This window comes from Streptomyces sp. NPDC005728, from assembly GCF_040630895.1.
GTDB lineage: Bacteria > Actinomycetota > Actinomycetes > Streptomycetales > Streptomycetaceae > Streptomyces.
Genome location: NZ_JBEXYL010000108.1, coordinates 1 through 26,369 on the forward strand (window position 1 = coordinate 1; position 26,369 = coordinate 26,369).

Annotated in this window: 25 protein-coding genes and 5 pseudogenes; 19 read left to right on the top strand and 11 right to left on the bottom strand. The window is 69.8% G+C overall.

Translation table 11 applies throughout. The features are described from left to right. A pseudogene (locus ABZ471_RS40310) lies at nt 1-78 on the bottom strand (DNA-binding response regulator); the annotation flags it as partial. A gap of 825 nt (nt 79-903) precedes the next feature. Here ABZ471_RS40310 and ABZ471_RS40315 point away from each other — a divergent pair. The 5 genes and pseudogenes from ABZ471_RS40315 to ABZ471_RS40335 all read left to right on the top strand — a co-directional run. Next, nucleotides 904-1,053, top strand: a pseudogene (locus ABZ471_RS40315) (SpoIIE family protein phosphatase); the annotation flags it as partial. 387 nt (nt 1,054-1,440) lie between these two features. Then, complete coding sequence (locus ABZ471_RS40320) at nt 1,441-2,109, top strand: DedA family protein (RefSeq protein ID WP_359073842.1); 669 nt, start codon at nt 1,441-1,443, stop codon at nt 2,107-2,109. Then, entirely contained in the window at nt 2,106-2,711 is a 606-nt protein-coding gene (locus ABZ471_RS40325; protein WP_359073806.1) for a phosphatase PAP2 family protein, read from the top strand. Before ABZ471_RS40320 ends, ABZ471_RS40325 begins: the two co-directional genes overlap by 4 nt. Beyond that, entirely contained in the window at nt 2,708-3,373 is a 666-nt protein-coding gene (locus ABZ471_RS40330) for a phosphatase PAP2 family protein (protein WP_359073808.1), read from the top strand. Before ABZ471_RS40325 ends, ABZ471_RS40330 begins: the two co-directional genes overlap by 4 nt. 199 nt (nt 3,374-3,572) lie before the next feature. Further along, nucleotides 3,573-3,977, top strand: a complete 405-nt coding sequence (locus ABZ471_RS40335; RefSeq protein WP_359073810.1) for a pyridoxamine 5'-phosphate oxidase family protein — start codon at nt 3,573-3,575, stop codon at nt 3,975-3,977. A 137-nt stretch (nt 3,978-4,114) separates the two neighbouring features. Here the strand turns inward: ABZ471_RS40335 and ABZ471_RS40340 are convergent, their stop codons facing one another. After that, the gene (locus ABZ471_RS40340) at nt 4,115-4,894 is read right to left on the bottom strand and encodes a hypothetical protein (protein WP_359073813.1); all 780 of its coding nucleotides are present in this window, start codon (nt 4,892-4,894) and stop codon (nt 4,115-4,117) included. A gap of 493 nt (nt 4,895-5,387) precedes the next feature. On the opposite strand from ABZ471_RS40340, the gene ABZ471_RS40345 reads away from it, so the two are divergent. From ABZ471_RS40345 to ABZ471_RS40355, 3 genes are all read left to right on the top strand, one after another. Then, nucleotides 5,388-6,545, top strand: a complete 1,158-nt coding sequence (locus tag ABZ471_RS40345; protein WP_359073815.1) for a sensor histidine kinase — start codon at nt 5,388-5,390, stop codon at nt 6,543-6,545. Next, nucleotides 6,542-7,237: a response regulator transcription factor gene (locus ABZ471_RS40350; RefSeq protein WP_359073816.1), complete on the top strand. Its 696-nt coding sequence runs from the start codon at nt 6,542-6,544 to the stop codon at nt 7,235-7,237. The genes ABZ471_RS40345 and ABZ471_RS40350 overlap by 4 nt, the downstream gene beginning before the upstream one ends. A gap of 235 nt (nt 7,238-7,472) precedes the next feature. Further along, nucleotides 7,473-7,811, top strand: a complete 339-nt coding sequence (locus ABZ471_RS40355) for a zf-HC2 domain-containing protein (RefSeq protein ID WP_359073818.1) — start codon at nt 7,473-7,475, stop codon at nt 7,809-7,811. A 76-nt stretch (nt 7,812-7,887) separates the two neighbouring features. Here the strand turns inward: ABZ471_RS40355 and ABZ471_RS40360 are convergent, their stop codons facing one another. From ABZ471_RS40360 to ABZ471_RS40370, 3 genes are all read right to left on the bottom strand, one after another. Next, a complete protein-coding gene (locus ABZ471_RS40360) occupies nt 7,888-10,701 on the bottom strand; it encodes a M48 family metalloprotease (RefSeq protein WP_359073819.1) in 2,814 nt (937 codons plus the stop codon). Further along, entirely contained in the window at nt 10,698-11,261 is a 564-nt protein-coding gene (locus ABZ471_RS40365) for a hypothetical protein (protein WP_359073820.1), read from the bottom strand. Before ABZ471_RS40365 ends, ABZ471_RS40360 begins: the two co-directional genes overlap by 4 nt. A gap of 200 nt (nt 11,262-11,461) precedes the next feature. Next, on the bottom strand, nt 11,462-12,217 hold the full coding sequence (locus ABZ471_RS40370) for a metallophosphoesterase (RefSeq protein ID WP_359073821.1): 756 nt from the start codon (nt 12,215-12,217) through the stop codon (nt 11,462-11,464). An 84-nt stretch (nt 12,218-12,301) separates the two neighbouring features. On the opposite strand from ABZ471_RS40370, the gene ABZ471_RS40375 reads away from it, so the two are divergent. The 3 genes and pseudogenes from ABZ471_RS40375 to ABZ471_RS40385 all read left to right on the top strand — a co-directional run bounded on the left by ABZ471_RS40375 (nt 12,302) and on the right by ABZ471_RS40385 (nt 15,675). After that, nucleotides 12,302-13,711, top strand: coding sequence for a PLP-dependent aminotransferase family protein (locus ABZ471_RS40375; protein ID WP_359073823.1), 1,410 nt, complete (start codon nt 12,302-12,304; stop codon nt 13,709-13,711). 314 nt (nt 13,712-14,025) lie between these two features. Continuing rightward, nucleotides 14,026-14,168, top strand: a pseudogene (locus ABZ471_RS40380) (transposase); the annotation flags it as partial. A 223-nt stretch (nt 14,169-14,391) separates the two neighbouring features. Next, nucleotides 14,392-15,675 (top strand): NAD(P)/FAD-dependent oxidoreductase, encoded by a 1,284-nt coding sequence (locus tag ABZ471_RS40385; protein ID WP_359073824.1) that lies wholly within the window; start codon nt 14,392-14,394, stop codon nt 15,673-15,675. A 215-nt stretch (nt 15,676-15,890) separates the two neighbouring features. Here ABZ471_RS40385 and ABZ471_RS40390 read toward each other — a convergent pair whose 3' ends face one another. From ABZ471_RS40390 to ABZ471_RS40400, 3 genes are all read right to left on the bottom strand, one after another. Further along, the gene (locus tag ABZ471_RS40390) at nt 15,891-16,373 is read right to left on the bottom strand and encodes a hypothetical protein (protein WP_359073826.1); all 483 of its coding nucleotides are present in this window, start codon (nt 16,371-16,373) and stop codon (nt 15,891-15,893) included. 241 nt (nt 16,374-16,614) lie between these two features. Beyond that, nucleotides 16,615-16,914, bottom strand: coding sequence for a hypothetical protein (locus ABZ471_RS40395; protein WP_359073827.1), 300 nt, complete (start codon nt 16,912-16,914; stop codon nt 16,615-16,617). Next, nucleotides 16,911-17,342: a DUF6313 family protein gene (locus ABZ471_RS40400; RefSeq protein WP_359073828.1), complete on the bottom strand. Its 432-nt coding sequence runs from the start codon at nt 17,340-17,342 to the stop codon at nt 16,911-16,913. The genes ABZ471_RS40395 and ABZ471_RS40400 overlap by 4 nt, the downstream gene beginning before the upstream one ends. A gap of 324 nt (nt 17,343-17,666) precedes the next feature. Between ABZ471_RS40400 and ABZ471_RS40405 the strand changes: the two genes are divergently transcribed. Continuing rightward, a complete protein-coding gene (locus ABZ471_RS40405; RefSeq protein ID WP_359073829.1) occupies nt 17,667-18,077 on the top strand; it encodes a hypothetical protein in 411 nt (136 codons plus the stop codon). Here the strand turns inward: ABZ471_RS40405 and ABZ471_RS40410 are convergent. Continuing rightward, nucleotides 17,988-18,518 (bottom strand): transposase, encoded by a 531-nt coding sequence (locus ABZ471_RS40410; protein WP_359073831.1) that lies wholly within the window; start codon nt 18,516-18,518, stop codon nt 17,988-17,990. The genes ABZ471_RS40405 and ABZ471_RS40410 overlap by 90 nt on opposite strands. 243 nt (nt 18,519-18,761) lie before the next feature. On the opposite strand from ABZ471_RS40410, the gene ABZ471_RS40415 reads away from it, so the two are divergent. Next, nucleotides 18,762-19,019 carry a hypothetical protein gene (locus tag ABZ471_RS40415; protein ID WP_359073832.1) on the top strand — a complete coding sequence of 86 codons (258 nt, stop codon included), beginning with the start codon at nt 18,762-18,764 and terminating at the stop codon, nt 19,017-19,019. A gap of 400 nt (nt 19,020-19,419) precedes the next feature. Here the strand turns inward: ABZ471_RS40415 and ABZ471_RS40420 are convergent, their stop codons facing one another. Continuing rightward, nucleotides 19,420-20,634, bottom strand: a complete 1,215-nt coding sequence (locus ABZ471_RS40420; RefSeq protein WP_359073833.1) for a cytochrome P450 — start codon at nt 20,632-20,634, stop codon at nt 19,420-19,422. 605 nt (nt 20,635-21,239) lie between these two features. Between ABZ471_RS40420 and ABZ471_RS40425 the strand changes: the two genes are divergently transcribed. Beyond that, nucleotides 21,240-21,728, top strand: coding sequence for a DUF6083 domain-containing protein (locus ABZ471_RS40425; RefSeq protein ID WP_359073834.1), 489 nt, complete (start codon nt 21,240-21,242; stop codon nt 21,726-21,728). A 94-nt stretch (nt 21,729-21,822) separates the two neighbouring features. Here ABZ471_RS40425 and ABZ471_RS40430 read toward each other — a convergent pair whose 3' ends face one another. Further along, nucleotides 21,823-22,428, bottom strand: coding sequence for a hypothetical protein (locus tag ABZ471_RS40430; RefSeq protein WP_359073836.1), 606 nt, complete (start codon nt 22,426-22,428; stop codon nt 21,823-21,825). Nucleotides 22,429-22,849: 421 nt separating this feature from the next. Here ABZ471_RS40430 and ABZ471_RS40435 point away from each other — a divergent pair. From ABZ471_RS40435 to ABZ471_RS40455, 5 genes and pseudogenes are all read left to right on the top strand, one after another. After that, nucleotides 22,850-22,942, top strand: a pseudogene (locus ABZ471_RS40435) (2Fe-2S iron-sulfur cluster-binding protein); the annotation flags it as partial. 98 nt (nt 22,943-23,040) lie between these two features. Further along, a pseudogene (locus ABZ471_RS40440) lies at nt 23,041-24,336 on the top strand (molybdopterin cofactor-binding domain-containing protein); the annotation flags it as partial. Between the two features lie 142 nt (nt 24,337-24,478). Beyond that, on the top strand, nt 24,479-24,622 hold the full coding sequence (locus ABZ471_RS40445) for a hypothetical protein (RefSeq protein WP_359073837.1): 144 nt from the start codon (nt 24,479-24,481) through the stop codon (nt 24,620-24,622). A gap of 108 nt (nt 24,623-24,730) precedes the next feature. After that, the gene (locus ABZ471_RS40450) at nt 24,731-25,258 is read left to right on the top strand and encodes a MarR family transcriptional regulator (protein WP_359073839.1); all 528 of its coding nucleotides are present in this window, start codon (nt 24,731-24,733) and stop codon (nt 25,256-25,258) included. 355 nt (nt 25,259-25,613) lie between these two features. After that, nucleotides 25,614-26,369 (top strand): DUF5933 domain-containing protein (locus ABZ471_RS40455; protein WP_359073840.1); only part of this gene is annotated, 756 nt, incomplete at its 3' end.

Sequence of the window (26,369 nt, forward strand, 5' to 3'; positions counted from 1 at the left end):
CTCTTCGTCCTCAAGGCCTCGGCGTAGCACGTCCCGCAGGGCGTGATCGTCCTCAACAACCAGGATCTTGGGTCGCATGATCCTCCGTCGGCCCTCCGGCCGAAGTCGTACCTGAGATGAACGAATCGGGCAGCCACCGCGCCGAAGCCGCCGAGCACACCGTGGGGTGGCTCGGGTGGCCGACCGTTGCCTCGCTGGGAGCATCGTCGGCAGTGCCGCTCTCGCCTTCCGGCCGATGAGGTGTCCGCACCGGGCCCGGGGCGGCCCGGCGGCGAGGCAAGGCCGGATGCAACGGAGAGGTCATGCGGGGCGAGCCCTTTCCACGCGTCCGAACCGGCGTGAGCGCACGGGTGAAGCAGATGACTACAGGAATGTAGACCGTCTTCGTAACTGTAGACGAACCTCGACCGAGAAGCGTTCCCGGACGGCGGGCGCTGTGCGAAGGTCACCCGTGGTCGGTCGGCCCCGGGGCAGGTGGAGGCGACCGCGCCGGTTCCCGGAGGCACGGCACGCAGGACCCGGTTCTCGGCCGCGCGTAGCAGCGCTCTCGCGGTCGGGCCGCCACCTCCGGCGCGCTCGGTCTCATGAGACACGGGCCCGCCTGAAACCGGGGCCTGTGAGCGTCTCGGCTGGCCGCCAGCGGTGGAGGCGGATCCGGTCAGCTACTCGTCGAGTCGCGCGACCAGACGGCGGTGCCGGCTGGCGGACGCCGGGGCCGATTCATCTCCGCGAACGCACAACTTGACGACCTTCACTTGCCGTGACCACGCCCCGATTGGCGTCCGCCGTGATGGTTCCCAAGCTGTAGGTGGGGCTGGTGGAAGGGTGGCCGTGGTCGTGAGTGGTAGGCAGAGTGGACTACTTTCCCGGCTGCTGACCGCAGCGGAGAGGGCGGCACGGTGGATGGATCATCCCTTCGGGCTGCCTGTGTCCGTGCCCCACCCCTGCCGTGTTCAGGACATCGACCTGCGCCCTGGTGACCGTCTGCTCATGGTGACCGATGGCATGCTCGAACGTCATGGGGAGAAGGTCGACCTGCTCGCCCTGCTGGAGCGCACCCGGGACCTGCACCCGCGGGGGGCGGCGCTGACGCTGACGTCCGCAGTCCGGGACGCCGCCAGGGCCGGCTCGAAGACGATGCCGCCGTGGTGTGCCTGGACTGGCACGGCTCCCAGCGGACCCTGCGGCACGTCAGCTCTGGCGCGGACACTCGGCAAGCCTCGGCCGACCGCATGTAGCAGTAGCCGTGACCAAGGCGCTCTCCTGACCGCGCAGCCCCGCGGTTGCCCGGCCATGGATGGACCCTGCGAGGTGCGGTGCGTCGGGAACGTTCCGTGCACGCCGATCGTCTACAGTTCAGTAGACGGTCTACTTTGTTGTAGACATCCGCTTCTGGTAGTTCACCGTCACAACGTTCCCAGGGAAAGGGCCGGAGGTCGCATGACCACACCGCTTCACCTCGCGTCGCAGCTCGCCGTGAACGTGCTCGATGCGCGGTCCCTGCTGGCTGCCTTCGGTGTGCTGGGCGTCGGCGTCGTGCTGTTCGCCGAGACCGGACTGCTGATCGGGTTCTTCCTGCCGGGCGATTCCCTGCTGTTCACCGCGGGGCTCCTGTGCACCGGGACTGCGGACCGGGCCGTGAAGCTGTCGCTGGCGCCGCTGCTGGTCGTGGCGGCCGTCGGCGCACTGGCTGGTGCCCACTGCGGATACCTGATCGGCCGGAAGGCGGGCGGGGCTCTGATGGCCCGCAGCCGGTCGCCGCGTTTGCACGAGGGGATGAAACGGGCCGAGGAACTGCTGGAGCGGTACGGGTACGCCAAAGCCGTCGTGCTGGCCCGGTTCATCCCGGTGGTGCGCACCGTCCTCAACCCGGTGGCGGGCGCCCTGGAGGTCCCGGTCCGGACGTTCACGCTCTGGCAGGCGCTCGGCGGCCTGCTCTGGACCGTCGGACTCGTCCTGGCGGGCTACGCGCTGGGCTCCTCGGTCCCGAACGTCGACCGTTACCTGCTGCCGCTGGTAGCGCTGATCGTCGTCGTGTCGCTGATTCCTCTTGTGCTCGAGGCTCTGCGCAGCCGCCGGGCCGCCAGGCCGAACGGAGGGCATCAGTGATCCTGGCCCGTGATGGTTCGTCCATCGACGGCACTGCGTACGAGGACGTGGTGCACCTGGCACAGCGCGCGCCCGACTGGCTGGACGACGCAGTGTCGGTCTGGACCACGTTCGGGCTCGCGCTGTTCGCCGTCCTCATAGTCGTCGGGTGGTGGCAGGCGCGCCGTGCCGGGGCGGTCGCCGCCGTGACGGCTATGGTCGTGCCGGTGGTCGTGGTCCTCTCCTACGGCGTCGACATGGTCGTGAAGCTGGCGGTGCGCGAGGACCGGCCGTGTCAGAGCCTCCACGTGAGGACACTGGAGGCGTGTCCGGCACCGGGTGACTGGTCCTTCCCCAGCAACCACGCGGCGATCGCCGCGGGGGCCGCCCTGGCCCTTTTGTTCGTCTCGCGTCGGCTCGGGGCGGTTGCGGTTCTGGCCGCGCTGGCGATGGGGGTCTCCCGAGTGTGGGTCGGCGCGCACTATCCGCACGACGTCCTGGCCGGCGTGGTTGTGGGTGGTCTCGTGGCGCTGGTGGCGATGCTCGTGCTGCGGCAGCGGGTGCAGGAACTGGCACGGTGGCTGACCACCAAGCGGGTGGGCGCCCGGCTGTTCACCGCATGAACCGCCACGACGGTTCCCGTCCGATCCTGAGCGCCGGCCTCGGCGCGTGGATCCTGGTCGGCGCGCTGACCGCCTTGGTCGCCGGTCATGCCGGGGCGCCGCTCGGGCCGGACAGCAGTTTCCTCTCCTGGTCGGTCGGGCATCGCCCGGAGGCCGTAGTGATGCTGGCCCGTGGGGTGACCGCCACCGGGACCGGAGTCATCCCTTACGCCTTGGCCGTGCTGGCCGGCCTGGTCGCGGGACGCACCGTGCGGCACCGGCTGAGCGCCGTCGCCCTGTGCGTCGCATGTCTGGCCGTGGGACAGGTCCTGCGGTACGGCGTGATGGAACTCGTCCAGCGCGCCCGACCGCCGAGGGCCGACTGGGCCACGCATGCCACCGGCTGGGCTTTCCCTTCGGGCCACAGCACCACGGCGGCCGTCACTGCCGGGCTGCTGATCATCGCGGTCACCCTGCGATCGCCGCGCGGCGCGACGCCGCTGCGGGTCGTCATCGGTTGCTGGGGCGTGTCGGTCGGATTGACCCGCATCTACCTGGGAGTGCACTGGTTCACCGATGTCGTCGGCGGTTGGCTGTTCGCCATCGGCTGGCTGGGGACGTGCCTGTGGGCGATGACCCGGTGGCTGCCCGAGCCGCAGACGGCGCCACCGCCCTCCGGCTGAACAGCGCCGACGGCGCGACTGCCCTCCGGCTGAACGGCGCCGACATAGTGGCGGTCGGGTACTTTGCCTCGTCCCTGGGGCGCCCCCTATGGCCTGCCCCCAGGTGATGGCCTACCCCCATGGGCTTAGGGCGTACGCACGAGGCGGTCCTGGGCCGTCAGACCCAGGCGCTCTGGCGGGCGGGGGGTGAAAATGGCGAATGCGTGATCTTGCGATCTCCCCAGGACCTGCTCTGCGTGACCGCCTGGCCCAGGAGAAGAACGTCTGGCTGTGCACCGTGCGACCGGACGGATCTCCCCACGTGACGCCCGTTTGGTTCGTCTTTCTGCACGGCAGCTGGTGGATCGGTGCGGACGGAGGCTCGGTCAAGGTCCGCAACATCGAGAAGTTCCCGCGGGTCTCCCTGGCGTTGGAGGACGGCCGATCGCCAGTGGTGGCCGAGGGGGAGGCGGTGCTGCACCGTGGCCTGTTCCCAGAGCCGATCACAGATGCCTTCGCCCTGAAGTACGGATGGGACGTCACCGCCCCGCACAGACCGGACGGAGGCCGCGTTCTGCTCGAAGTTCCCGTGCGCCGCTGGCTGCTCGCCGGCGTGGCGCAGTGATCGGCTGGACTTGGCCCCATGCGGGCGCTACGGGAGGGAGCGTTACGCGGCCCCGACGAGGGACGGGCGGAATCCGCCCCTCGTCTCCCGGCGGAGCCGGAAGCCAGGGCATGCTCGACCCCCGCCGTCAGATCGCCCTACCGCTCGGTGTCTGGACGGGACACGGCGAGGTAAGCCACGAAGCACACGATGGCCACCGTCCAGGCGAGGGTGACCGGACCGAGTCCCAGTCCGAGTCCGCCCCGGGCGTGGCCGAGCGCCATCCAGTCGGCAAGGGAGGCACCGAGGGGACGGGTGATCACGTAGGCGGTCCAGAAAGCGGACACGGCGTTCAGGCCGGCGAGCCGGTGGGCAACCGCAGGCACGCAGATCGCTGCGGCGAAGAGAGCGACGGAGCCGAGGTACCCGAACCCGACGGTCGCGGTCAGGTCGCCGGCCGCCGTGCCGAGGGCGAAGGTGGCGAGAACGGCCGCCCAGTAGAACGTCTCGCGGCGGCGGGTACGGATGCTGTGGATGGACAGGGTCCGCTCACTGGCGTACCAAAGGGCGAACACGGCGGCCAGTGCGGTGAGGAAGAGCGGTGTGGACACCGCGTAGGAGATCCCGAGGCCGACGTGCAGGACGTCGGCCGCCATCGTGCCGAACACGCTGACCATGACGATGGCGGTCCAGTAGACCCAGGCGACGTACCGGCGGACGGCGAGCTGAACGGCCAGGGAAGCGACCAGGGCCAGACCACCGAGCGCGACCGCCGGTATCGGACCGAGCAGACGGGCCAGCAGGTCCGATGCCGTCTCGCCCATCCCCGTGGTGAGCACTTTGATGATCCAGAAGTAGACGGTCACTTCCGGCACCTTGCTCGCCATGGTGCGGAGAGGAGAGTGTGGGCGGTCGTCGAGAAGGTGCTCTGTGGTCATGGAGCGCACGATGACACGTTGAACTGCTGGTTCCACAGATGCCTTTGCCATTGCTTTGAGGCTTCTAAGGCATGAGTTTCAAAACCGTGCGGTCAACCTGACCACAACCTGAACGCCTTGATGAAGTCCCTGGTCAGGTGGGTTGAGTCGGTGATAGGCGTAGATCGTTGAGTGCCATGCTCCCCGCAATACCGGCGGCCCCGAGTCGCGTAGTGCCGCAGCAGCTGACAGCCCCGCCGGCGCGTGCCCCAGCCGCTGCAGACCGGTGCTTCGGCGGTGGTCCGCGTAGCGACGGACGACGCTGATCGTCACTCGAAAAGGTCAGCTCCCTCGATGGTCCCGCTGGGCTGTTGGGCTGGGAAATCGGCGGCAGACCGCTTTCGCCGGCTCAGCATCGCGCCGACAGCATCCCTACGGTGGTGCCATGGCGGTGAGCATCAGAGGCAGGCCAGGGCATGGCCCCCGAAACAGGACTCTCGGCGTACTGGGAGCCTTGGCGCTGTTCGTGCTGTCCGCCGTGGCCGCCTCCGTCATCCCGCACGAGCACCGCTTCGATCTGAGATGGCCGGCTGTCCTGCTTGCCGCTGTCGGCTGCTTCGCGCTGCCCTGGCGGCGTCGGTACCCCTTCGCCGTGGCGGCTTTGGCGGTCAGCTGCGGGGCGGCGTTCCAACTGCTCGGGTTCCGGGAGAGTCCACTCGTGACAAGCCCGGTCATCGTGTCCGTGTACTCGCTGGCCGCGTTGACGGACCGACGCACGACCTGGAGTGTGGCATCGGTGTCGGCTGCCGTACTGGTCGGAGCCGCTGTGGTGCACGAACCGCGATCCTGGCTGCAACCGGACAACGCCGCGATGCTGGCGTGGACGGCCCTGCCGGCGGCGGTCGGGGACGGAGTGCGCTCGCGCCGCGCCTACGTCACGGCCGTGGAGGAACGCGCGGAGCATGCGGAGCGGACACGCGAACAGGAGGCGCAGCAACGCGTAGCGGCCGAGCGCGTCCGGATCGCACGTGAGCTGCACGACGTCGTCGCCCATCACATCGCCCTGATCAACGCTCAGGCCGGCGTGGCGGCCCACGTGGGGCATCAGCGACCCGAGCAGGTCCTCGCTGCCCTCAAGGACATCCAGCACACCAGCCGGTCGGCGCTGGACGAGCTGCGTGTCACCGTGAGCCTGCTACGGCAGTCCGGCGATTGCGACGCACCGCGCGATCCCATCCCGGGCCTGGCACAGGTACCAGCCCTGCTCGCCTCGCTCGAACGGGTCGGCCTTGACGTCCTCCACACCCGGCACGGAACCACCCAGCAGCTGACTCCGGCGGTCGATCTGGCCGCCTACCGCATCGTCCAGGAGGCTCTGACCAATGTGCGCAAGCACGGCAGTGCGGACAAGGCCCGGCTGCACCTGAGCTACGGCCGCCGTTGGTTGACCATCACTGTCGAGGACGACGGTCGTGCGTTCCCGCACCGACCGCAGCAGGGGACCGGCCACGGCCTGATCGGCATGCGGGAGCGGGCGGCCAGCGTGGGTGGGGCACTCACTGCACAAGCGCGGCCCGAGGGCGGATTCACCGTGATCGCTGAACTACCCCTGCGCTCTGCTGCGGCAGTGGACAGCGCGGAGTCGAATGCACTACCGGAAGGCCGGACATGACGATCCGCGTTCTGCTCGCTGATGATCAGGCACTGCTGAGGGGCACCTTCAAAATCCTCTTCGACTCCACGGAGGACATGGAGGTCGTGGGCGAGGCGTCCAACGGCCAGGACGCCGTGGAGCTGGCGCGCGCGCAGCACCCCGATGTGGTCCTGATGGACATCCGGATGCCCGAGATGGACGGCCTGGCCGCCACGCGGGCCATCAGCGAGGCCGACGACCTTGCGGCCGTGAAGGTGCTCATCCTGAGCACCTTCGAGAACGACGAGTACGTCGCAGAGGCTCTGCGGGGCGGCGCGAGCGGCTTTCTGGGCAAGGGAGCGCAGCCGGAAGAGCTCCTCGACGCCGTTCGCACGGTGGCCGCCGGCGAGGCGCTTCTGTCCCCGGCGGCCACACGCGCCTTGATCACGCGCTTCCTGGCCCAGCCCGAACCCCGCACCGGCGCGGTTCACGAGCAGCTGGCCTGCCTCACTCCTCGGGAACGCGACGTGACCAGACTCGTGGCGCTGGGCCTGTCGAACAACGAGATCTCCGAACATCTGTTCGTCAGTCCGTTGACTGTGAAAACCCACGTCAACCGCGCCATGAGCAAGCTCGCCGTCCGGGACCGGGCCCAGCTTGTCGTCATCGCCTATCAATGCGGCCTGGTCAGCGCGTCGACGGATCGCGGTCCGTCATCCCTGCCTGTGTGACGAACGCCCGGCTGAACGCCCCTGCCGACCCATACGGAGCAGCTCACCCTGCCGGGTACTGCGGTCGCAGTACCCGGCAATCACTGCGGGGAGACGACGCGCATGGGGCTGCCTTTCGGCCAATCTGGCTCTGTGCCACAAGAAGCTCCATCCATGCTTCGCACGGCCTCCAGAACTGCCTGGACCTTGTGGCATGCCCCAGCGGCCGGGCGACGCAGCACGGAGAGGATCCGACATGACCACCTCCATCGACGAATGTCACGCAGTCCGTGACCTGCTGGCCGGACACGCTCTCGAACTCCTTCCCCCCGAGCAGGCCAGTACGGTCATTGCTCACCTGGGCATCTGCTCCGCGTGCCGGGACGAACACCACTGTCTCGCCGCGGTAGCCGCACACCTCTCCTCGCTGCGCGAAGCCTTGGCCCCCGACCTGGGCCCACAGCGACGGCCGCACCCGTCGGGTTCCGGCTACGCCGCGCCGTGCCAGCGCCGCGGTCGTGGCCCGGCCCGCAGGGCATGGACCACCTCCCTCACGCTGTCCCAGTGGGTCGACCGCATGGCGTACGTCAGGTGAGCGGGCAGGCCGGCCGCTCTGCCCGCGCCGGTGTAGCCGATGTGCAGCGGGCGGTCCACCTTCCCGCGCGGGCCGATCAGTCAGCCTTCCACTGCGGCCACTGCTCCAGCGCGGTGGCGACGCGGTCCGTCACGGGTGGGAGGGCATGGCCTGCCTGTTCGTAGGCGTCGAAGAGTTGCTCCAGCATCTTCGTGTTGCGCTGCACGTCGTCCGCCTCCGAGTCGAGCACGGCCGTGCACTCGCGGGCCGCGTCCCGGCTCTTGGTCAGCAGGGTGGACCATTCGCGGCCCAGCTCGGGGTCGGGTACGCCCAGATGGTGCCGGGCGGTGGCCGTGTCGCGGGCGAGGCCGCTGCAGACGGGGCGCAGGGTTCTCCCGTCGATGGCACCGGTCTCGGCGTCCGTCGACTCCTTGAGCCACTTGGCGAGTTCGGTGTAGCGAGCGGCCAGGGCAACCGTGTCGGCCTGACCGCTCATCTTGAACCAGGCCAGCAACTGGAAGCTCCGAACCTTTTCGTCGGTGTGGGAGGCCGCGGGACGGTTGGGAACGGGCAGGGCGGTACCGTGGCCCGTCACCGAACGCACGGCGACTACGGACGACATGACGGCCAGGATCGCGACGGCGCCCACGGCGACCCGGATCGGCCAAGACCGCCGTACGGCTTCGGCGGGCGCTGAAGGCCTTGCGGCGCGGGGCAGCCGGGCGAGGGGTGTGGCGACCAGGGCGGCGCCGAACATCGCCGGTGCGGCCGTCTGCACCAGGAGTTCGGTCAAGGACCACGATGCGTCGGGCAGCCAGTGACAGGTGTTGCCCATGACCCGCAGCGGACCCAGACAGCCGTCGGCGGACTGGAGCACGAACTGCCCCGCCAGCGCCGTGATCTGGGCGATGCCCGCGGCGGCGAGGGCGCGGGGCAGTCGGTGGGTGCGGGTGGTCGCGGCGACGACGGCCGCCGTCACGGCCACGCCGGTCCACAGGGCTACGGTCCGCCACCACATGTAGACGACTCCGAAGGCGATGCCTCGCTCGTCGAGCGGAGGACGCCAGGAGTGGACATACGCCATCACCGCGGCCACGGCGGCGACGCCGAACACACCCCCGGCCAGTCCGGCGAGGACCGTGGACTGCAGCCCCGTCGCCCGTGGCCGCCTGAGCAGCAGCACTGCCGGATAGACCCACAGGACCACCGCGGCCGCCGCGATCAAGGGGGCCGAGCCGGCGACGCTCACGCTCACGAGAGCTGTGGCGATCCACGGCAGCACCGTCGCGTACTGCTCGAACTGGTCCCAGGGGCCGGGGAAGACCTCACGGACGTGCTGCTCCAGACCGCCCGCCCGGTACAAGTCCCCGGCCAGCCACAACTGGCCCTCGCCCAGCCACCAGCCGAGACCGGCCGCTGCCACGACACACCCCGCGACGGCCGCGACGAGCACCGCCCCGCGCAGCGCCGGGAGCGTGCCCGGCGTGTCCCGCAGGCGCAGCCGTGCGCACTGGGCCAGCCAGCAGACGTAGACCACGGCGCCGAGCAACGGGAACAGGAGGGGTTCCAGGTGCGTGGGCCACCAGTCGGGGCCGATGTCCGCCCCGGACAGCAACTCCCCGCAGACCAGGCCCAGTCCGAGCGCCAGGCCCGACCGCACGCCCGAGGGCCCGGGGGTGCCCCGGTGGGCGGCGTACAGGGCCGCGCGCCAGACCGAGACCGTCAGGAGGGCCGCCGCCAGACCCCCGACGAGCCAGGCGGCCGGACGCGCGTCCCACAGGTTGCTCAGCGCGTTCCCGGTGATCAGGGTCGCGGCACCGAGCAGGAACAACGGCATGTCCGTCAGCGCGAACAGACCGGCCGGATCCCTGAGTACGCGGCACCGCTCCTCCCAGGAGGGGTGACTGCGCCACAACGCCGAGACGCTCCGCGCCGGGCGGCCTTGTGCCACGGCCCCCTCGGCCCGTGCCCGCCAGACGCCGGGATCGGCACCCAGGGTCACGGCCCCCCGGTCGGCGTACAGCTCGCGGTGGCGCAGGGTGTCGGCGCGGGCCAGGACGACCAGGAGGAACAGGAACGCGGCGGTCGCGATCTCCCGGACCAAGTACGGCCGGGCGGCGGGCCAGAAGACGGCGTCGGCGCCCATGAACCAGCCGAAGTGCGCCGCGACGAGGCTTCCGCCGACCACGAGGGTGAACGGGACGGCGGCCAGGGCGAGGAAGGCCCGCCAGAGTGCCGTCACGGCATAGGCGATGTCCACGTCTCGGTGGCGCAGATGGGCCAGTTCGTGCAGGGCCACGGCTTGGAAGCGGGCCGGCTCGGAGCGGCGAACGTGCAGCAGGCCGTTGTTGAGGCAGAGGGTGCGCCTGCCCGCACGGCCGAAGACCACCGCGCCGGCGTCGAGGGCGGTCAGGTCGACCACGAGGGCGGGCAGGGTGCGCACGCCGGCGATCCCGGCCAGCCGGGCGATCTCGGCCCGGATCTCGCCCTGCGGGTCCCGGCCGGTCAGCGGCACCAGACCGCGCCGCCGCCGCTTCCAGCGCGGCAGCAGTAGGTACACGGCCGTGGCCGCCAGCAGGACGACGACGCTGCCGGCCAGGCCGTACCACTCCGGTGTCACGGGGGCGCCCTCGGCGCACTCCTTGATCGCCTCTGCCTGGGCGTTGCTCCGTGTCACGTTGTCGAGGAGATTTCCGCCCGGGTCGTAGCCCGCCGCGAACTCGCAGAGGAACTCGACGTTCTTGGCGGGGTACGGCCGCAGGATGTCGCGCAGCATCTCGAGCGTGGCCGCCGCCATCGCGACGACCAGGACGAGGAAGCGCAGGGTGGTCCCGGCGGGCAGCGCGCCGGGGTCGGGGGCCGATGGCACGGGGGCCTGACGGGACACGGTCGCCTCCGTGCCCCCGCTCACCGGACCGCTCCGTTCTCCTGACGACCACCACCGTCGTCCGACTCACCGGACCCGCCCGAACCGCCGGGCTCACCGGACCCGGCGCCCTGCGGGTCTTCCGTGCCCGCCAAGGCCAGCCGGGCGACCACGCTGTCCGCGAGGCCGTCGGCGTCGGCGGCGGAGAGGCCGCGCCGTGTCGCCTCCTCACGCACCCGCCGCCGTACGGACGCCAACTGCTCCCGGTCGAGGTCGGGCACCTCGGGCGGGGCGGCGGTGCGGCGGGCGGACGGACGCAGCCGTCCGAGGGCGGTCGTGGCCCGGTTCATCAGCCGCCCGGTCCCGTCCGCTACGGCGGCGCGGCACGTCTCGTCGACCACCATCAGTACCCAGGGCGTGAGCATGCTTGCGACGTCGCCGAGGCCGAAGCCCAGCGGGTCGCCCCGTCCGGCGGAGGACGCCTGCCGCATCCGCCGTACCACCAGGCCGTAGTCCAGATCCGCCAGATCCTCGACCAACTGGCTTTCCTGCGGCGCGTGTTCGCCGACTACATCCCGCACCACATCCAGCACGGTCGCACGCATGCGTCCGCTCCCTCCTGCCCGTCCGGTCCCCCACGGCCCCGCCGACCAGGATGCACCAGCATGAACGACCTGGGACAGACGGCACTTGACCCATCCGTATGCACAACTGGCCACCTGCGCGCCCCCTCACCGAGCGCGCTTGTTGCGGTACGTAGGCGGTCGCGTTGGCATCGGGCTCTTCCGAGGCTGGTGCGGCGCACTCACACACGGACGTGGCGGAAGTGCGTGGTCACCTGCCCTGTCTCGTCGACGATGTGGAAAGCAAGCGCAGGTGGATGGTCCAGGTGGACGTGGTCCTGGGGGTGCACACGATGCTCCCAGGGAAGACGGAGGGTGGAGATGACTCCGGGGGCCACCAGCAGTGGGCGTCCGGCAAAGGTGGTCGCCGCGGCTGTGTGGGCGTGGCCGCAGAGGAATGCCGCGATGTTCCGGTGACGGTCAGCGACGGCCACGAGCCGCTCCGCACCGAATTGGCGGATGCCGTCGATGAACGGGACGTGCAACTGCGCCGGCGGGTGGTGGAAGCCGATCAGCACGGGCGTCCGGTCAGACGTCCCGGCCAGGACGTCTTCGAGCCACGCCAGGGTTTCGTCCGAGAGGAAGCCCTCGTCCTTGCCCGGCACCGATGAGTCGCAGATCGCGATGACCACGTCAGCGCTCCGATGCACCTGGTTGACCGGAGTTGTCGAACTCGCCTGCGCCAGGAGGTGAGTGCGGAAGGCATCACGCCTGTCGTGATTGCCGGGACAGAGCATTACCGGGTGCCGCGAGGAGAAGAGCTGACGGGCCTGCTCGTACTCGGCGCGCAGACCGTGATCGGTGATGTCTCCGGTCACCAGGACCGCGTCCAGGTCGTAGGGCAGGTCTTCCAAGTAGCGCATGACAGCCCGGGTGCGCTCGATGCTGCGCGGCTCACTGTCGATGTGGGTGTCACTGAGGTGGGCTATCACGGTCATCGGCGTACGTCCTGTCTCTGGCGGGCTGTTGATCACTTGGGCTGAGGCTAGGTGGGCACTGGACCAGGTGTAAGATCCAGTTCTGTGCAGAAAACCTGGTCCGGTTCGCGGGTAGACCTGCACATCGATCTGGACGCCTCGAAAGGCCGCCGATCGGCTCTGGAGTCGGCGCTGCGCGACGGGATCCGACAGGGGCGCCTGGCCGCAGGGACGCTCCTACCCTCCACCAGGGGTCTGGCTACCGAACTCGGACTGTCCTGTGGCACGGTGACCGCCGCCTACGACCAACTGGTCGAAGAGGGCTACCTGACCACCCGGCCCGGGTCGGGCACCACCGTGGCCGACATACCGCCGGAGACCGTGACCTCCCCATCAGCCGTACCGATACCGGCGGGGCCTCACCATGACCTGCGCCCAGGGATTCCCGATGTCAGCGCCTTCCCCGCCCGCGCCTGGCTCGCGGCAACACGCCGGGTGGTTGCGGGCTCCCGCTCGGTGGTGTTCGGCGCAGGGGACCCCCAAGGCCGGATCGAACTGCGCGCCGCGGTCGCCGACTACCTCGGCCGCACTCGCGGTGTGACCACTACCCCCGACCGCATCGTCATCACCTCCGGTTATTACCAGGGCCTGAGCCTGCTCAGCGGCGTGCTGGCCCAGAACGGCGCCCAGAGGGTGGCCGTCGAGGACCCCAGTCACAACGTCTTCCGTGCCGTCGTCCAGCGCGCCGGACTTGCCACCCCGCCCATGCCCGTCGACGCCCGCGGCGCCTGCGTGGACGCGCTGACGCGCGAGGTCGACGCCGTGCTGCTGACGCCCTCGCATCAGTACCCGACCGGTGTCCCTCTCCACCCCAGCCGACGTCAGGCGGTCGGCGCCTGGATGCGCACCACCGGCGGGCTGGTCATCGAGGACGACTACGACGGCGAGTACCGCTACGACCGCCAACCCGTCGGAGCCTTCCAGGGCGTCGCTCCCGACCGGACCATCTATTGCGGCACCGCCTCCAAGACCCTGGGTCCGGCTCTGCGCCTGGCCTGGATGGCCCTACCGCCCCATCTGGTGAAGCCGGTGGTTGAAGCCAAGCAGCAAGCCGATCTCTACACCGAGAGCCTCTCGCAACTCGTCCTCGCGGATCTCATCACCACCCACGCGTACGACCGCCATGTGCGCGCCACCCGCCTGCACTACCGCCGACGACGAGAACTGCTGCTGGGCCGCGTGTCCGGTATTACGGGACTGACCGCCCACGGCGTTCCCGCCGGTCTGCACGCCCTCTTGACCCTCCCCACCGACTGGCCACCGGAAGACGAGATCCTCTCCCTCTGCGCCCGGCAGGGACTCGCACTGCGTGGCCTGTCCGAACTCCACATCGATCCCCGCGGGCGCCCGGAGGGTCTGCTCATCGGCTTCGCAGCCCCACCCGAACATGCCTACCGGGCCGCTCTTGACGCACTGTTCGAGACGCTGCTGCAGCTGGCGACCAACACGAAGTGACGAACGTGTCGGCAACGCTCACCCCTTCCAGGACGTTACCGCCGGTCGGCGGCCACTGGCCGGCTGGGGGAGCGGGAGGCCGGCGTGGCGATCAGCCCGACCAGGGTTCCGGTCAAGCAGGCTGAGGCCATCACCATCGCGACGACTCGATGGCATCGCGACAGCAGACCAGCCATGAGCGATGGCATGGCACCCCCTCATCCCGCTGTCGGGATGCCATGGCCTCATGGGGAGTTGGCCCCTCACTGCAGGGATGGGTGGGCGTATTGGGTCGGTGTGCGACCCGGCCTGGGCGCCCTCGCGCCCCGTTGCCGTCGTGGGCCGACCTGCTGCGGGACTGCCGTCGGCGGGGCATGCGCGACCCGGAGCTGGTCGTCGGCGATGGGGCGATGGGCTGTGGAGGGCCCTGGCCGAGGTGTTCCCGAGCGACCGCCATCAGAGCTGCTGGTTTCACAAGGCCCGGGGCCTGCGGCGATCACCGGGGCGCGCCTGGTCGCGCTGGTCCGTTCCCGCGCGAGGTTCGAGAACGGTGCCCTGGTTGAACGCACGGAGGAGGCCACCGCAGCCTGATCACGCATCACCCGCTCCACAACCCTTGACAAACTGTTCATGTACCTGACAGCAGTAGCACTGCACCACTCCCACGAACGGCACCACACCCCGAAGGGAGCGATCAGCGCATGACCAAGCCTGAGAGCGCGGGATACGACTACGACGTCGTCATCAGCGGAGCCAGCCTCGCCGGCAGCGCAGCGGCGATCTTGCTCGCTCGACGCGGTGTCCGCGTCGCACTGCTGGAACGCCGCTCGGACCCCGAAGCGTACAAGGTGCTGTGCACCCACTCCATCACGGCCAACGCCTACCCGGTACTGGACGAACTCGGCCTCATCCCCGCTCTGGAGAAGGCGGGGGCCGTCCGTAACGAGGCCCGCTGGTACACCCGCTGGGGATGGATCGAGCCGAGGGCCGCGCCGGCGGGCCCCGAGCTACCGTACGCGTACAACATTCGGCGCAGCACCCTCGACCCGTTGATCAGGTCCCATGCGGCGGAAACCCCTGGCGTCGACCTGCTCCTCGGTCACCAGGTGACCGGGCTGGTCCGGGAAGCCGGGCGAACCTTGGGGGTCCGCGCGTCGACACCGCAGGGCGAGCGCGAGATCCGGGCCCGCCTGGTGGTCGGCGCCGATGGCAAGGACTCGGCCGTAGCGAAGTTCGCCGGGGTGCCTGCTCGGCTGCACGAGAACGCGCGGTTCGGCTATCTCGCGCACTTCCGCAACCTTCCGCTGCACGGCGGGATCGGTCACGCCTGGTTCCTCGAGCCCGACATGGCGTACGCGTTTCCGAACGACGACGGGGTGACGGTCATCGCGGTGCTCCCGGACAAGAAGCGGCTGCCGGCCTTCCGGGAAGACCTGGAGGGCAGCTTCTTCGAATTCGTCCGCGCCCTGCCCGAGGCACCGCCCATCGACTCCGCCGAGCGCGTCACGAAGATCACCGGCACTGTCAACTACCCGCTTCACAGCCGCAAGCCGACCGCACCGGGCGTCGCGTTCATCGGCGACGCCGCCCTGACCGGCGATCCCCTGTGGGGAGTGGGATGCGGGTGGGCTCTTCAGTCCGCGCAATGGTTGGCAGAGGCGGTCGCCTCGGCCGCAACCGGTCGGGGCGACCTCGACAGGTCGCTCGTGATGTACGCACGCAGACACCGGCGTCAGCTGCGCGGTCACCAGTACCTGGCCGCCGACTTCGCCAAGTCCCGTCCGTTCAATCCCGTGGAGCGGCTGATGTTCTCGGCGGCAGCGCGCGACGCATCGGTGGCGCGGCACGTGTACCTGTTCGCATCCCGCCTGATCGGTCCGCTGCGTTTCTTGAGCCCCATGGCACTGGCCAAGGCTTCGGCCGTCAACATCAAGCATCGCCGGGCGGCTGTGCCACCCGCGCACTTGTCACACACAGGCTCATGACCGGCTCCCCTCGCGAAGATCACCGACGATGCGGAGGAACTGCTGGCGTTCTACGACTTCCGGGCCGATAGTCTTCTACGACGACGGCGCCGCCTACGGGCCGTAGGTCTGCGGCCACCCTGGGCGCGTTGCCGAATCGGCCCGGGGTGGGGCCTGCGCCGGTTGCCATGTCCGTCTTGTCGCAGGCCCACGGGCAGGATGCGCTCGCGCCGGGGTCAGGGCCACAGCCGCCGGCCGGTGTGCGGCGTGGCCCCCTGGTCGGTCAGCTCGACAGCGTCTCCCAGGTACTCGGCGATCCCTGCCATGCCGTCCACGTCAGGTGAGAGCAACTCCCGTCGGGAGACGCCGAGGTCATCGAGGATGTCGGTGTCACCCACCGGGCCGAGAGCGTCCAGGTCGTCGCCGTCGATGTCGGGCTCCCCGCCGAGTAGTTCGTCGGTGAGCAGAATCTCGCCGTACCTGCTGCGGGAAGCGGCGGCAGCGTCCGAGACGTAGATACGAGGGTCGTTCTCGCCGTCGACGCGGACGATGCCGAACCACGCGTCCTCCTGCTCGATGAGCAGGAGCACCGTGGTCTCGTCGGGAGAGGCTTCCCGGGCCAGGTCGGCCAGATCCGGCAGGGTCTCCACATCGTCGAGTTCTGCCTCGCTCGCTTCCCACCCGTCTGGGGTGCGCACGAGGAATGCGGAGAAATGCATTCCACCAGCGTGCCGAGAGCGTCCTCCAGGAGCGGATGAAAGCGTGGTCTGGCTGAGTTGGGATGCTTGGGGGACTGGTTCGTGGGGAGTGTGCTCTGCCTGCTGTGTGATGGCTTCCGCGGTGGCGGCGACGGCGGTGACGGAGGCATCCGGGCAGGCGAGGTGGAGCAGCCGCCGCAGGCGGGCTGCATGCTCGGCGCGTTCGGCGTCCGTCACCACGTCTCCAGGGTAGGCCGGTTGCTCACAGCAGGTGCCGTTGCCGCTTGACGCAGATGGGGCAGCGGTAGTCGGGCCGGGTGTTGACCGCCAGCAGGAATCCGAGGGCTTCGTTTTCAGCCCGGTGCACGGTGACGGCGGCACTGTCCTGCGGGGGTGCTGCCGTTCCCATGATGTCCTCGATCAGGTAGGTGAAGTGCCTCTCTGCCCGTTTCCAGTCCGGTTCGGCATCCGATCCGTTGAGGGGGTGGCGGGCGCCGAAGGACAGGACCGCGGCCTTGACGGCCTCGCTGCCCTCTTTGTACGCGTCGTGCAACGTGATCACGAATTGCCCCCGGACGACGGGGGCGGGCCGGAAGGCTCGGCCAGGCGGCGCAGTTCGTCGAGCACATCGCTCAGTTCGCGCGTGCGGTGGGCCTGGATCTGCTCGGTGATGACATAGCCGGCGGCCGCTCCGATGACGGCGGGGATCGCGGCCCAGCCCGTGACGGAGAGCGGCCAGGCGCACCACGGAATGCGTACAGCTGCGGGCGAGGTAATCCCGGTCATCACGTCGTAGGCGTCCGCCCAGCCGATCATGAACCCGTTGAGCACATACAGCCCCGCGCACACCGCCAGCACGACGGCGCCCTTGCTGAGAAGCCAGAAGCCGAACGGGGGCAGGGCGTGCCGGTCTGCCCAGCGTGCCCGCAACCGATGCCGTCGACCCGGTGGCGGGGGCCCGCCGGACGGGGGCGCAGGCGCGGAGGACACGTCTCTACGGTAGGGGCTGAATCGCCTCCAGGGCAGGTGAACGGCGGTCTCCGCAGCACGAATTGACGTCTGTGGCCGGCGCACAGCGGTGCGGCAGGGGCGCCGAGTCGTAGGGCGACTCCTCCGAAAAGCAGCACGCTGTGACCACGAATTGTGGTTGGCGCAAAAGAGGGGTGGTCGGCATCAAGATCAGCTGTCTGTCTTTGCTCCCGACGGCATCATCGGTGGAGAAGCCGACGTGACTCTCGGCATGGGTGTGGCCCTGCCGGGTTGGCCGCGCCTCCTACCGTAGAGAATGCTACGAGCATGAAAGGGGCGAAGAACATGACGATATGGGGGCTGGTCATCGAGACGACCCTCGGTGCCGGCGATCGCAAGCACACGGAGGCGCACGTGGTGGCGTACGTCTCCGGATCTCGTGTGGAGGCGCTCGCGGAGCTGGAACGGCGGGCTCGGATCCACTCGCCCGAGCACCCGCGAAGCCCCAGGCGTCGTCGGCTCCTTCGGGAGAGCGACGGGTTCCTCCTCGTCATTGACGGGGCGTGGCAGTCGTTCGTCACCCGGTTCACAGTGGCCGAGCTGCTGGAGGACTCTGCCGCGCCCGCCGCCCCGGAACCTGTGGAGGCGCCGAGCGAACCCGCTGCTTCACCTGGTGAGTCGGTCGAGCAGGTCGAACGGTACGCGGACGGGGTGCCGGTCAAGCCGGTGTGGCTGGGGCGCAACGACCTGCCCTGACCGCGTCGGCCGACAGCGACCGGTTTCGACGATGACCCGTGAAGACGGTTGGGACAGGGCAGGATCGAGATCCTCGTGTCCTGCGCTGTACCAGATCGGCCTCGGCGCGCAGCGCGATGCTCCCGGACTCGTGCAGGACTCTGGGGCCTGTCCATGCTGGTGGGCGCGGACGGTCGTGGAGTCGACCGACACCAGCCAGTCGATGTCGCCGGCGGCATCCGTCCGGGACTGTGCGGCGCGGAGCATCCGCTCGAACGTGCCGTCCGCCACCCACCGGCGAAAACGGGTGTGCAGCGTCGCCCACGACCCGTACCGCTCGGGAACCTCCCGCCAGGCCGTGCCCGTGCGGAACTTCCACGCGATCCCGTTGAGGACCCTGCGGTCGTCCAGCCCCTGCGCACACGCAACGACCCGGGCAGCAACGGCCGAACGAACTCCCACTCGGCATCGGACAGTTCATGGCGACGTATCACCCCCGTGACCCGCCAGCCAAGATCATTTGAAGACAGTGCCCAGCAGGCCACTCCGGACCGGAAGCTGTGGCTCGGACAGCGCATTGGGGCCGCGTTCGGGTCTCGGTCGCGACCTCACGCTCCGCAGGAGTGCTGGATGCTGACCCGGCAGACAAGACATGCCTGGCAAGGCGTAGTGTCCTGTGCAGGACAACCTGGGCGGGAGGGTGTCATGGGATTCGGTTCACTACTCCTGTTCAGCCTGGGCCTGATCGTCATCGCCTCGGTGTGCGTGGGCTCGTTGGGCATTTATGCCTTCACCCGCAACCGTGTGCCCGGCCGACCGCTGCGCCGCATCGTGCGCAACCCCCGACTGTGGGGGCTGGGCCTCCTGTTCCAAGTCGCGAGCTTGCTCACCTACTCCTGGGCCCTCCTGGTCCTGGGCTTGGCCTGCACCGTCTGCGGCCACGTCCTCAAGCCGACCGGGTAGGACCGTGCCCTGCCGGTCGCGACGACGGTCCCCTCCTTCGTCGGCCACCGCTGCCGAACCAGCAAATAGACGTCTGCCATCGCCGCAAACTATCGCCCTGGCACGACCGGAACCATCACAGAGCGTCCCGAGCTCGCTTGTCGACTGGACTTCTCCACCGGTCGTCATCCGCTATGGGGCTCCACGCAGCCATGAAGCCACTGGTCTGTCCCTGAGAATGGCAGCATCGAACGCTCGGGTTCGCGCTGATGTGCCTTCACGGGACGCACGAGAGAGGCAGCGGGGGCGAGGGTTGACGCCCTCGCCCCGGCCGAGACTACGTACGGCACTCCGCACGTGTGAGCTTGTACTTCGCTCCGCACATGAACTCGTACACCGCCGACACCGGTCTGCCCCGGACTCACCAGGTCGCCGGCAGGCGCACGGGAAAGCGGCGGATGGTCCCGGTGTCCCATCGGATCTCGTCGGGGGCGGCGTCGAGGCGCAGGTTGGGGAAGCGGGTGAGCAGGCCGGTGACCGCGCTCTCCAGTTCCGCTCGCGCGAGCGGTGCGGCAAGGCAGTGGTGCCCGCCCCAGCCGAAGGTCATGTGCGGGTGTACCGGCCGTTCGAGGTCGAGCGTGTGCGGGTCGGGGAAGACGGCCGGGTCGCGGTTGGCTGCCAGGTAGGACACGTGCACGTAGTCGCCCGCGGGGATGACGGTTCCCTCGACCTCCGCGTCCTGCAGCGCGATCCGCGGGATGCCCACGCCCTTGCGGAAGGGGATGAACCGCAGCAGCTCCTCCATCGCGTCGGGGAACCGGGCGGGCTCGCACGCGAGCGCGGTCCGCAACTCGGGCCGGGTCAGCAGCAGGTAGGCGATGTTGCTGATCTGGCAGGTCGCGGTGTCGTTGCCGCTGAGGATGAGCGTCACGGCCAGGACCGCCAGCTCGTCGTCACTCAGGGGCTCCTCGCCCGGCGGCACCGGCGCCGTGGCCATCGTGCTGAGCAGGTCCTCGCCCGGCGTGCGCCGCCGGGCCGGGATCAGTTCGGCGAAGTACGTCCGTAGGGAGGCCTTGGCGTCGGCTGCGTCCTGCTTGGCGTCCGGGGCGGTGGCCAGGAGCCGCATGGTGCACGCGCGCAGCTGGTCACGGTCGGCCTCGGGGACGGCGAGCAGCTCGCAGATCGTCAGGTGGGGCAGCGGAACCGACAGATGGGTCACCAGATCCGCGGACGGCCCCACCTCGGCCATCGCTGCCAGCAATCCGGCCACCACCCGGTCCACGGCCGGCCGCATGCCTGCCACCCGCTCGCGTGTGAACGCCTGGGCCGTCACGTGCCGCAGCCGGGTGACGTGCGGCGGGTCCGTCACATTGATCGACTCCGGCGACACGATGGGTTCGGGCGTCATCCTCGGATAGTTGCGTCCGACGATCGCCGCCCGGCTGAACCGCGGGTCACATGTCACCTGGCGCACTCCGGCAAAGCTGGTCACCAGCCATGCCTCTGCCTCGCCGTAGGGCAACCGGATCCGGCTGACCGGGCCGCGCTGCGCCAACGCGGCCAGCGAGGGGTCGAACTCCAGCGCGTCAGCGAAGTCGAAGGGGCAGGTGAGCACTGTCTGGTCGTGAGACGACATACGGGCTCCTTGGTGCGCCGCTGGGCGGGTCACTCTCGAGGGACGCAGCACGGCCGGCACGGGAAGAGAAGTCGGGGTTGAGGGCTGGTGTCCTCCGGACACCGATGTCCACATCTTCATCACCGTGCCGCGGACGCAGCCGGTCTGTGAGGACCGGTAATTCTTCTGCGGCTTTCACGGCGATGCGGAAAGGTGCTTCGCCGGTCAGCTGTGCTGCCTGGGTGATGGCCGCCTGGCCGACCCCAGTGGTGATCTGCTGAGCGGTGGCGGCCTGTTCAGGCCGCCTGCGGAACAGGATGCCGCCTTGTCCCGGAAGCCGGCACCGGAGAGGACCGACGCCGTGTAGCGGATCTCATCCGGCTGGGGAACAACGGGTGCGCCGTCTCGGGACTCGCTGGGCATAGTGTCCTGCCGGTTGTCTGGCCTGAAAGAGGTCACATGTCCCTCACTATGCGCCAGCTCGACCGGCTCCGCAGAACAGTCGCTTCAGGCAACGAACGGCGAGGTGAGTGGCCGGTCGCTCCCGTGCGCTCCGCCCGGCTGCTCCTGATGCGCCCGGATTGCGCCCTACCCCGCTCCGGGCAGGGGCGCGCAGGCTCGACCCCATGGGGGACACCGACAGCATCATCCCGTTACCCGGGCCGGGCCCGGACGGATGCCGGCAGCCGCCCGCCGACACGCCGCAGCCATGGGAGACCGCGGACCGCGCCCAGGCTGCCCGCGACGGCGCCACAGGCCCGGAACCACCTGACCCACCGATCTGCCCCGAGTGCGGGCTCACCGGGGAGCGCAGGCCCACCTACACCGGGCAGCACGTCCTCCTCGAACCCCGCCTGGTCGTGCCCGCCCACCTCGTGCCTGGCGGGCACCGATGGCACCTCGACAGTAACGGCCTCGCTTGGAACGGCGGCCTGAACGAACCTCCGCCCGGGACGACCTGCCGCCTCCCGCATCAACTCGCATGTCCGGCCCTGTCACTGGACGAGATCCAGCCGTGGCGGTGGCTGACAACGGTCCGCGAGTACAACGCCCGTCTGGCGCGGCAGAAAGCCGACGAGGATGTCTTCCCGGAGATGCTGTCGGACGTCAGCTGAGAAGTGGTGATGAAACGTCTTGTTGCCCCGGCCTTCGTCGCCACCCGGAGGATCGAGGTCTGGGGCGTGGTGGGACGGTTCCCCGCGCTGCACGTCATGGCCGCAGGCCCGCCCGCCTGAGTGCGACCTTGGACAAGTCGCAGATGACCTGCTGGTCCCCGTGGCGCCAGGCGTCGGCGAGGCCGCCCGGCGGGGTGGAGACCGTGGTGAGGTCGCGCTGCGGTCCGGTGAGGGCGCGCAGGGCGAGCAGGTCGGCGCCTCCGGGGCTGTCGAGGAGACGTCGGGTGGTGGCGCTGCGCCGGATCCAGCGCAGGCGTGGGGGAAGCCACAGCACCATGACGAAGGCCACGGGGAGGACGATCAGGGCGAGTGCGGTCAGGTCGGCCACCTGGCCCACGATGTGCTGCAGCGACTGTCCGGCGTCGGAGATACCGGTGCCGGCGTCGGCGGCGGACTGGAACGGCTTCTTCAGGGAGCCCCCGATGAGTGGCACTTTCGAAGCCGCATCGGCGGCGTCGTCGAGGCCCCTGGCGAGGCCGTCACCCGCGCTCTGCGTCTTTCGTCCCGGCTCGGCCAGCAGCATGATCGCGTCGTGGACGGTCAGGGCGAACTTCACCGCGGCCGCGACCAGGGCGACGGCGATCAGGTCCGCGAGCACCTGACGGCTCCGACGTGCCGGGGTCTGGGCGTAAAGGCGCATGGGCGTGCTCCCGTTCCGGTGGCTGCATAGGAGATGGCCGGCTCCAGCCAGGTGAACTGTGGCGGTCGTGGCGGCGCGGCTCGGCCGGTCGCTCGACCGTATGCGGGACCCGACTCTCTCACTGGACTCCGCAGGCGCACGTCCTCGACACGTTGCCGGGTTGGCGGCACGGCCGAGGGCGCCGAGGTCGCAGCCTCCCTGCACCGGGTGGAACGAACCGCCCTCCACCCGGCCGCCCAGCAGGCCGGTCCGCGCCGTATCACCACCAAGCGAGAACACGCTGCAATTCAGCGCCCGCCCCCCGGACGGCGCCGGTCTCCGGTGGCCGCCTGGGCTTCGGCCTGCGCCCGGTACAGGCGGCGCAGTCGCCGACGACGAGCCGCTCACCTCCGTACAGCGGGCGTTCCACACCTGCCACGCCATGCAGTGCGGCTTCTGCACCCCGGGCTTCGTCATGACGACCACCGCCCTGACCGAACGGCCCGAACGGCCCGAACGGCCCACGGCCGACGACGTCGCCCTGAGCGGTCATCTGTGCTGCTGCACCGGCTACCGCAACATCCGCCGTGCCGTGTGCCAGGCACTCGACGAACGCTTCGGGGAGCGAACCGGATGTCCCACCTCACCCAGTCCACCAGCGGCAACTGGATCGGCCGGTCCGTCCCGCGGGTCGAGGACGAGCGGCTGCTGCGCGGCCACGGCCGCTACGTCGACGACATCGCCCTCCCCGGCGTGGTCGAAGCCGCCTTCCTGCGCAGCCCCCACGCCCACGCCCGCATCGCGTCGGTCGACACCACCGCCGCACTCGCCGCACCCGGCGTCATCGCCGTGTGGACGGGCGCCGACGTCGCGCACCTGCCCGCCCTGCTCAACAAGGAGGAACTGAGCACCCCGCCCGGCCTCGCCGAACTCCTTGCCCCCGTGGTCCGGATGACGCCGCTGCCGCCGCTCGCCCAGGACAAGGTCCTGTACGTGGGCCAGCCCGTCGCCGTCGTCTTCGCCGAGAACCGCTGTCTCGCCGAGGGCGCCCTCGAACTCGTCGAGGTCCGCTACGACGCACTGCCCGTGTTCGTCGACCCGGTCGAGGCCCTGTCCCCGAAGGCGCCGCCGCTCCACGAGGGCGCCGACGACAACACCGCCGTCGCCGTCGCCACCAAGGTCGGCGACCCGGACGCCGCGTTCGCCACCGCCCACACTGTGGTCGCCGAGGAGTTCCAGGCCCACCGCTACGTGGCCTCGCCCGTCGAAGCCCGCGCCATATCGGCTCAAGTCGATCCGTACAGCGGTCGGTTGACCGTCTGGTCCGGCACCCAGACTCCCCACCGGCTGCGCGATGCCGTCGCCCACACTCTCGGCCTGGACAACGACACCGTGCGCGTCATCGCCGCCGACGTCGGCGGCGGCTTCGGCCAGAAGGGCATCCTCTACGTCGGGGAGCTGCTCGTACCGCACGCGGCGCGCCTGCTCTGCCGCCCCGTACGGTGGCGCGAGGACCGCAACGAGAACCTCACCGCCTCCTCGCACGCCCGCGAGCAGACCCACCGCATCGAGCTCGCCGCCGACGCCGAGGGCCGCCTCCTCGCGGTACGCGACCGCATCTTCCTCGATCTCGGCCGAGTCGCCCCGTGCATGCCCGGTGCGGTGCTCGACACCCTCGACGGCGACTCGTTCTCCGGTCGCGTCAAGGCGAAGGCCGGCGCGGTGCAGATGAGTTACCGCGGTGAGGGCACCGTGACCCGCGACGAGGCCGGCCGTTCGATGGTCCTCGACCTCGGCGGCAGCGAGACCCGCGGCGCCGGAACGGCAGCGGCCACGGTCACCGCGGACCTCAGCGCCGATCCGGCCGGCACCCGGGTCCGGGTGAGGACCGAACTCGACATCACCGACCGCCCCGCACAGTTCGGCCGCGGCATCATGACCGAGGTCGGTGACCGCATCGTGCGGCAATTCGCCTCCCGCCTCGAGGAACTGCTGAGCAATCCGGCCTGGGACCCGGCTCCGGACGCCGGAGCGCGGACGGACGGCGGGCGGCCAGGACCTGGCGTCGGGGTTGCGTGCGGGGGCCGAACCGGAGGTCGTCGACCTCGGGGCCGCGGCCCTGCCCGTCCTGCTGAGGAAGGCTGCGGCTCCCGCAGTGGCGCTGCTGCTGGCCTTCGTGGTCATCAGGGCGTTCGGGCGCCGCTCCACCCGCTGAGCCGAAGCCGGACAGCCGCCTGGCTCCCGTCCCGCGATCACCTCAGGGCTAAGATTCTCAGGGGCGTGCGATGTACGCGCCCGGGCCGCGGCGCACGAGGGGACGAAGATGGCAGCACGCAAGGCGGCGCGTCGGGACGCCGTGGCGATGGTGATCGAGGCCTGGGCGCGGGAGCGGCCCGAGCTGGACACGAGCCCGCTGGAGGTTCTCGCCCGGCTGCACCGTTCGTTCCTGCGCTACAGCACCAAGCTCACCACGTCGATAGAGCGGCACGGGCTGTCCGTGGCCGGTTTCGACGTGCTGACCGCGCTGCGGCGTTCCGGGGCGCCGTACCGGCTGACCGCGGGCCAGCTCGCCGACTCGGGGCTGGTGTCGTCCGCGGGGGTCACCTTGCGGATAGACCGCCTGGAGAAGGACGGCCTGATCGTGCGCGAGCGGGACGCCGAAGACCGCAGGGTGGTCTATTCGCGGCTCACCGAGAAGGGACTCGCCACGGTGGACGAGGTATTCGCCGAGCATCTCGACAACGAACGTCGGATGCTGGCCGACCTCTCGCCCCCCGAGCGTCGCCAACTCGCGCGGCTGCTGCGCAAGCTGGAGGAATCGATTCTGGCGTCGGACGAGGAGCCGCCGTAGGGCGGCCAGAGCGTTTCGAAAGCGGGGCAGGAGGCGGCGGCCGACCGCGAAGGCCGCGCCCTGCATTCGGCGCGTTGGCGGTATTCCGACGTCCTCTCCCAGCCCGCCAGCTCACGACCTCGAGCCAGGATCGACCGAACTCCGCTTCGATAGCATGATCGAACTCGCGACGAGAGCCCTCGCCGTCCGCCTTTCACCAGAAATCCATGCCATTTAGCGCAAAGAGTGACCTTTTACCCAACAACTAACAAAATCGGCCAAAGCATTGAGACCTATAGCAGCGCAGATATTTTCGCGAATAAAATCCAGAAGTGCGTTCGCCGCGTGGCGTCAAGTGCGGGCAATACTCTGGGCCATGGCGGGCGTGGTGGCCTTCGGATTCCTCGTCACGCTGGAGATCGTCGCACGTCGCTACGGCCTACCCGGGCCGATCTCCAACCAGGTGCGAGAGGTGATATTCCCTCCCAAATCAGGTTTCCTGTTGTACGCCAGCATGGCGTTGATGACGGTGGTGCTCACCTGGCGGCAACGGTTCATCGCGTTCGGTGTCGCGATCGGCATCGATGTCGTCTTCTTGCTGGTGAAGTGGGCGGTCCATGCCGACATGACCGACGGCCACCCCTTCGGGAACGGCGCGTTGTGGGTGCTTCTGGGCTGTGCGGTCATCGCCGTCACGCGCCGCACCGGCCGGGAACGCGTCCTGCTGCTGAAGGGCGTCGGGCTGGGCCTGCTGCTGGTGGCCGGCCGCAAGACCGGCGACACCTGGCTGCTCATCACGTCGAAGACCCGCACGGCGGTGCTCGACCAGTACGTGGCCACCGCCGATCACGCACTGGGCAACCCGTCGTGGCTGGTGGGCCGGATGGTCAGGGCCGGCGGTCCGGTCGGCGCCCATGTTCTCGACTTCGTCTACGGGCAGCTTGCGGTGGCCGCGGTCGCCGTCACGGTGTACCAGCTGCGCAATGTGGCGGTCGAGCGCCGCTTCCCGCGCCATCACCTGGTGCGCACGTTCCTGGTGATCGGCCTCCTCGGGCCGGGCATCTACATGATCTTCCCGGTGGTCGGACCGATCTTCGCCTACGGCGCCGACGGCGGGCACTGGGCGGTGGCC